We start from the raw sequence: 5,006 nt of genomic DNA on the forward strand, positions 1-5,006 counted from the left end.
TCTGTTGTTAGTAGGATGGTATCGCTTCTTTCAGTCTTTGAGGAGTCGGACACCTCCGAGTCCACCACTACCCTCGTCGTCGGCAGCGTCAGATGTGTATAAGCGCCAGGGCCAGCGCGACCGCCGCGCCGGCCGCCGTCCAGCGCGCGGCCCGTCCCGTCCTGCCCCACCGCGCCCGGAGAGCGCCCCCCAGCCTCATGGTCAGCACCCTATGTGCGGCGCGCCAAGCCGAAGCTCCGCCCTGCGGCCGATCCCCGCTACGCCCGGTGGCGTACGGGAGGCGCGAGCGCGGCGGTGAACATGGCGGTGAGCCGGTCGATGACCTCGTCCGGGTCGGCGGCGCGCAGGTCCGCCAGCCCGAACAGCCGCCGGACGGGCCCGCCGCCCATGATGATCGTGGACGCGAGCAGCGCGCGGGCGCGGGCGTCCGGCCCGTCCAGCTGCGCGATGATCGGCTGGACGATCACGTCCTCCAGGTAGCGGAGCAGGATCTCCTTGACCTCGGGGTGGCCCGCCGACCGGTCGAGGATCCGGGACATGGCGGTCACCGGACGCCGGTCGATCTGCCGGACGAAGTGCTCGGCGAGCCGGCGCGGCAGCCCCTCCGGGTCGCCCGCGATCACGCCGCGGATCACCGACTCGCCGGTCAGCACCTCGCCGAACAGCGCCGCCTTCGAGCCGAAGTACCGGTTGACCAGGGCGACGTTCGCCTCGGCCAGCGCCGCGATCTCGCGGACGGTGACGCCGTCGTAGCCGTGCTCGCCGAACAGGTCGCGGGCGGCCTCCAGGATGCGGCGCTCGGTGGCCTCCCGGTCCCGCCGCGGCCGCCGCCCCCCGTCCCGCGCCGGCCTGTCCCCGCCCGTGCCGGAAAGCGCCGTGCGCTCGCCCTCGACCCGCATCCCCATCCCTGGCCTGTCGGTAACGGTCAGTGTTCAGTATCCAACGAGTTGCAAGTAAACAAGCGTCTACCTAGGATACATGCACGGCACAGGTAAATACCCGTAGGCATGGGGGCAGGGTGGCACAGACCAGCGTGACGTCGCACGGCCCGGCGGCGTCCGAGCCGGCGAGACCGCAGTACACGCACCGCCAGATCCTGGAGATCCTCGCCGGGCTCATGATGGCGATGCTCACGTCGATGATCTCGACGTCGGTCGTCGCCACGGCGCTGCCGACGATCGTCGGCGACCTCGGCGGCCAGGACAAGCTGTCCTGGGTCGCGAGCGCGACACTGCTGACGATGACCGCGTCCACCCCGCTGTGGGGCAAGCTGTCGGACATCGCCGGGCGCAAGCTGATGTTCCAGACCGCCCTGCTGATCTTCGTGCTCGCCTCGGTGGGCGCCGGGCTGTCGCAGAACATCGGCCAGCTCATCGTGGCCCGCGCGGTCCAGGGCCTCGGCGTCGGCGGCCTGTCCGCGCTCGCCCAGGTCATCCTCGGGGACGTCGTCGAGCCCCGCCAGCGCGGCCGGTACGCCGGCTACATGGGGGCGGTGTTCGGCGTCGCGACGGTCGCCGGCCCGCTGCTCGGCGGGTTCATCGTGGACGCCGACGGCCTCGGCTGGCGCTGGTGCTTCTACGTGTGCGTCCCGCTCGCGGTCATCGCGTTCCTGGTCATCCAGAAGGTGCTGAAGCTGCCGAAGGTGAAGCGCGACACCCGGCTGGACGTGTTCGGCGCGTTCACCATCACCGGCAGCGCCGCGCTGCTGATGCTGGTGCTGTCCATGGGCGGCACGGAGTTCGCGTGGAACTCCCAGTGGACCTACATCCTGCTCGGCGCCGCCGCCGTCCTGGTCGTGCTGGCCGTCGTCGCCGAGCGCGTCGCGCACGACCCGATCCTGCCGCCCCGGCTGTTCCGCAACCGGATGTTCCTGCTGACGTCGTTCATCTCCATCTGCGTCGGCATGGCGATGTTCGGCGCGATGATCTACATGCCGCAGTACCTGCAGATCGTCAAGGGGATGAGCCCCACCGCGTCCGGCCTGATGACGCTGCCGCTCGTCCTCGGCATGCTGATCACCTCGACCGGCTCCGGGCAGATCGTGACCCGGACCGGGCGCTACAAGTTCTTCCCGGTGATCGGCCTGGCGTGCGTCGCGGGCGCGATGTTCCTGCTGTCGCGGCTGCACACCGGCTCCTCGAACCTGGTGATCGGCACAGACCTCGCCGTCCTCGGCATCGGGATGGGCCTGACGCTGCAGATCCTGATCCTGGCCGCGCAGAACGCCGCCGCGCCCGCCGACCTCGCCTCGACCACGTCCGGCGTCTCGTTCTTCCGCAACCTCGGCGGCGCGATGGGCGTCGCCGCGTTCGGCGCGATCCTCACCAACCGGGTGGCGGACGAGATCGCGGCGGGCTTCGCGGCCGCCGGCCTCCCGATGCCGTCCGGCACCTCCGGCAGCCTCGGCTCGCCGGAGGAGATCCAGAAGCTGCCCGAGCCGGTGCACGGGATCATCACGGAGGCGTTCACCAAGGCGATGGAGGCCGTCTTCCTGGTCGGCGTCCCGGTCGCGATCATCGGGTTCCTCGCGGTCCTCGCGCTGAAGGAACTGCCGCTGCGCGGTTCGGCGGGCCGCGGCAAGCCGGCCGAGAAGCCTCCGGTTCCGGCAGAGGACGCGCCGGGCGAGGACGGCGTCGTCCGTCCGCCGTCCGTCGCGCGGACCGGCGCGGTCGGCGCCGTCGGTGCCGGGCGGCACGCGAGCGAGAACGGCCATGCCCCCATCGCCACGGTGGCCCCGCCCGCACCCGCGTCCGACCTGGCGGTGCAGGCGCAGCTCCTCGCCCAGCAGAACGGACAGAACGGGCAGGACGGCGGCGTTCCCGTCCGCGGCATCGTGCGGACCGGCGACGGCACGCCCGTCGCGTCCGCCGCGCTGACCCTGATCGGCGTGGACGGGCACCAACTCGCCCGCGCGATCACCCAGGAGGACGGCCGGTACGCGCTGCCCACCCCCGGCCCCGGCAGCTACGTGCTGATCGCCGCGACCGGCGGGCACGAGCCGCAGGCCGCGACGCTGGTCGTCGGCGACAAGCCGGTCGACTTCGACCTGCTGCTCGCGGGCAACGGCGGCCTCGCCGGGACGGTCCGCGGCGGCGACGGCGCCCCGATCGCGAACGCGATGGTCGTCGTCACCGACGTGCGCGGCGACGTCGTCGGCACCGCCCGCACCGAGGGCGACGGGACGTACCTGTTCAGGGACATCACGTCCGGCGCGTACACGCTCGCCGTGTCCGCCGCCGCGCACCGCCCGGTCGCGCTCCCGGTGGACGTGGTCGGCAACGGGCAGACCCGGCAGGACGTGGAGATGCCGCCCGGCGCCCGCATCCGCGGGACGGTCCGCGACGATTCCGGCGAACCGATCGGGGACGCGCGGGTCACGCTGGTCGACGCCGCCGGCAACGTCGTCGCGATGGTGATCACCGGACCGGACGGCGAGTACGCGTTCACCGACCTGACCGGCGGACAGTACACCGTGATCGCGTCCGGATATCCTCCGGTCGCCACCGGTCTGTCGCTTTCGGGCAACGGGTTGGACGAGCACGACGTGACGCTCGGCTACCCCGGCGAATGACGGACGCGATCCCGGGCCGTCCGGCGGCGGCCCCCGAAACGAAGGTCGTTGATGGACGCTGAACGAGGTCTGCGCGGCACAGTGCGGACGAAGGACGGCTGGGCGGTGCGGCACGCCATCGTCACCGTGACGGACCTGGCCGGGAACCAGGTGGCGCGGGAGCGGACCGGGGAGGACGGCGTGCTCGCCGCCGGCCCGCTGCCCGCCGGGACGTACACGGTGATCGTGACGGCGACGGGCTTCCAGCCGGCCGCCGCCACCCTCATCGTCTCCACGTCCGGCACCGCCGACATCGGCAAGATCGTGCTGGGCCGCGCCGGCGGCACCGAACTGCCGGCGCCCGGCCCGTGGACGATCGACCCGGCGCACTCCACCGTCGGCGCCGTCGCGCAGCACCTCGGCCTGTCCAGCGTCCGCGGCCGGTTCGCCGCCTTCGAAGGACGCATCGAGGTCGCCGAACCCGTCGAGCAGTCACGGGTGACGGCCCGCATCGAGGCCGCGTCCATCGACACCGGCAACAAGACGCGCGACGACCACCTGCGCTCGGCCGACTTCATGAACGCCGACGTCCACCCGGTCATCACCTACGAGGGCGAGGGGCTGACCGTCGCCGGGCCCGACCGCTGGACCGTCCACGGCCGCCTCACCCTGAACGGGATCACGCAGCCGGTCGACCTCGACATGACCTACCTCGGCGGCGGCTCCGACCCGTGGGGCGGCCTCCGCGCGGCGTTCCGCGCCACCGCCGAGCTGCGCCGCGCCGACTTCGGCATCCGCTTCAACCAGATTCTGGAGGCGGGCGTCGCGCTGGTCGGCGAGAGCCTGCGGGTCGAACTGGAGATCCAGGCCGTCCAGGGCGAGGAACTCCCCGCGGCCTAACGCCCCTTCAGCTCACGGACGAGCTTCTTCGCCGCCGCCTTGTCCGGCGACCCCGTCACCACGACCTTCCCGTCCGTGATCGCCATGTCGACGCGGGGCAGGGTGACGAGCTTGTCGCGGACGACGAACGCGAGGTCCCGCCCGACCGTCGCGCGCGTCAGGTCGGCGAACGCCTGCCGGTCGACCGGCCGCAGCGTCACCGCCACGTCGTACCCGCCCGGCTTCACCCGCGACTTCTGCACCCGCAGGTCGGCGACCTTGTGGATCGCGATGCCCTGCGTGAGGTGGTAGCACGTCGGGCCGGTCGACGCCTGCCCGGTGAGCCCCTTCGTCCCGGCCGGGCACGGCCCCGGCGTCGCCTGGGCCACCGGGTAGATGTGCAGCGGCGCCGCCAGCGCCACCGGCCGGGTCCGCATCGAGGACGCGATCAGCGCGCCCGTCACCGCGACGGCCGCGATCAGCAGCCCCAGTGTCAGCACCATGGCCAGCAGCGCGGACCGGTGCTGGTCGGCCGCCCCGACCGGCGCCGCCGGCGCCCGCTGCGCCCGCTGCGCCG

The 5,006-nt window shown here is 72.7% G+C and carries 4 protein-coding genes; 2 read left to right on the forward strand and 2 right to left on the reverse strand.

Annotation, left to right across the window (positions count from 1 at the left end):
* Positions 1-257: 257 nt before the first annotated feature.
* Complete coding sequence (locus HUX53_RS27690; protein WP_176406157.1) at positions 258-899, reverse strand: TetR/AcrR family transcriptional regulator; 642 nt, start codon at positions 897-899, stop codon at positions 258-260.
* A gap of 119 nt (positions 900-1,018) precedes the next feature.
* Between HUX53_RS27690 and HUX53_RS42680 the strand changes: the two genes are divergently transcribed.
* Both HUX53_RS42680 and HUX53_RS27700 read left to right on the forward strand, forming a co-directional pair.
* Positions 1,019-3,571 carry an MFS transporter gene (locus HUX53_RS42680; RefSeq protein WP_176406158.1) on the forward strand — a complete coding sequence of 851 codons (2,553 nt, stop codon included), beginning with the start codon at positions 1,019-1,021 and terminating at the stop codon, positions 3,569-3,571.
* A 51-nt stretch (positions 3,572-3,622) separates the two neighbouring features.
* Entirely contained in the window at positions 3,623-4,450 is an 828-nt protein-coding gene (locus HUX53_RS27700; RefSeq protein ID WP_176406159.1) for a YceI family protein, read from the forward strand.
* Here the strand turns inward: HUX53_RS27700 and HUX53_RS27705 are convergent.
* Positions 4,447-5,006 (reverse strand): hypothetical protein (locus HUX53_RS27705; protein WP_176406160.1); only part of this gene is annotated, 560 nt, incomplete at its 5' end. The genes HUX53_RS27700 and HUX53_RS27705 overlap by 4 nt on opposite strands.

The organism is Actinomadura sp. BRA 177, from assembly GCF_013372625.1.
Classification (GTDB): domain Bacteria; phylum Actinomycetota; class Actinomycetes; order Streptosporangiales; family Streptosporangiaceae; genus Spirillospora.

Excerpts from the sequence above, each read along its gene's own strand:
- HUX53_RS27690 (WP_176406157.1), bottom strand. The coding sequence starts at position 899 with ATGCGGGTCGAGGGCGAGCGCACGGCGCTTTCCGGCACGGGCGGGGAC.
- HUX53_RS27700 (WP_176406159.1), top strand. The coding sequence starts at position 3,623 with ATGGACGCTGAACGAGGTCTGCGCGGCACAGTGCGGACGAAGGACGGC.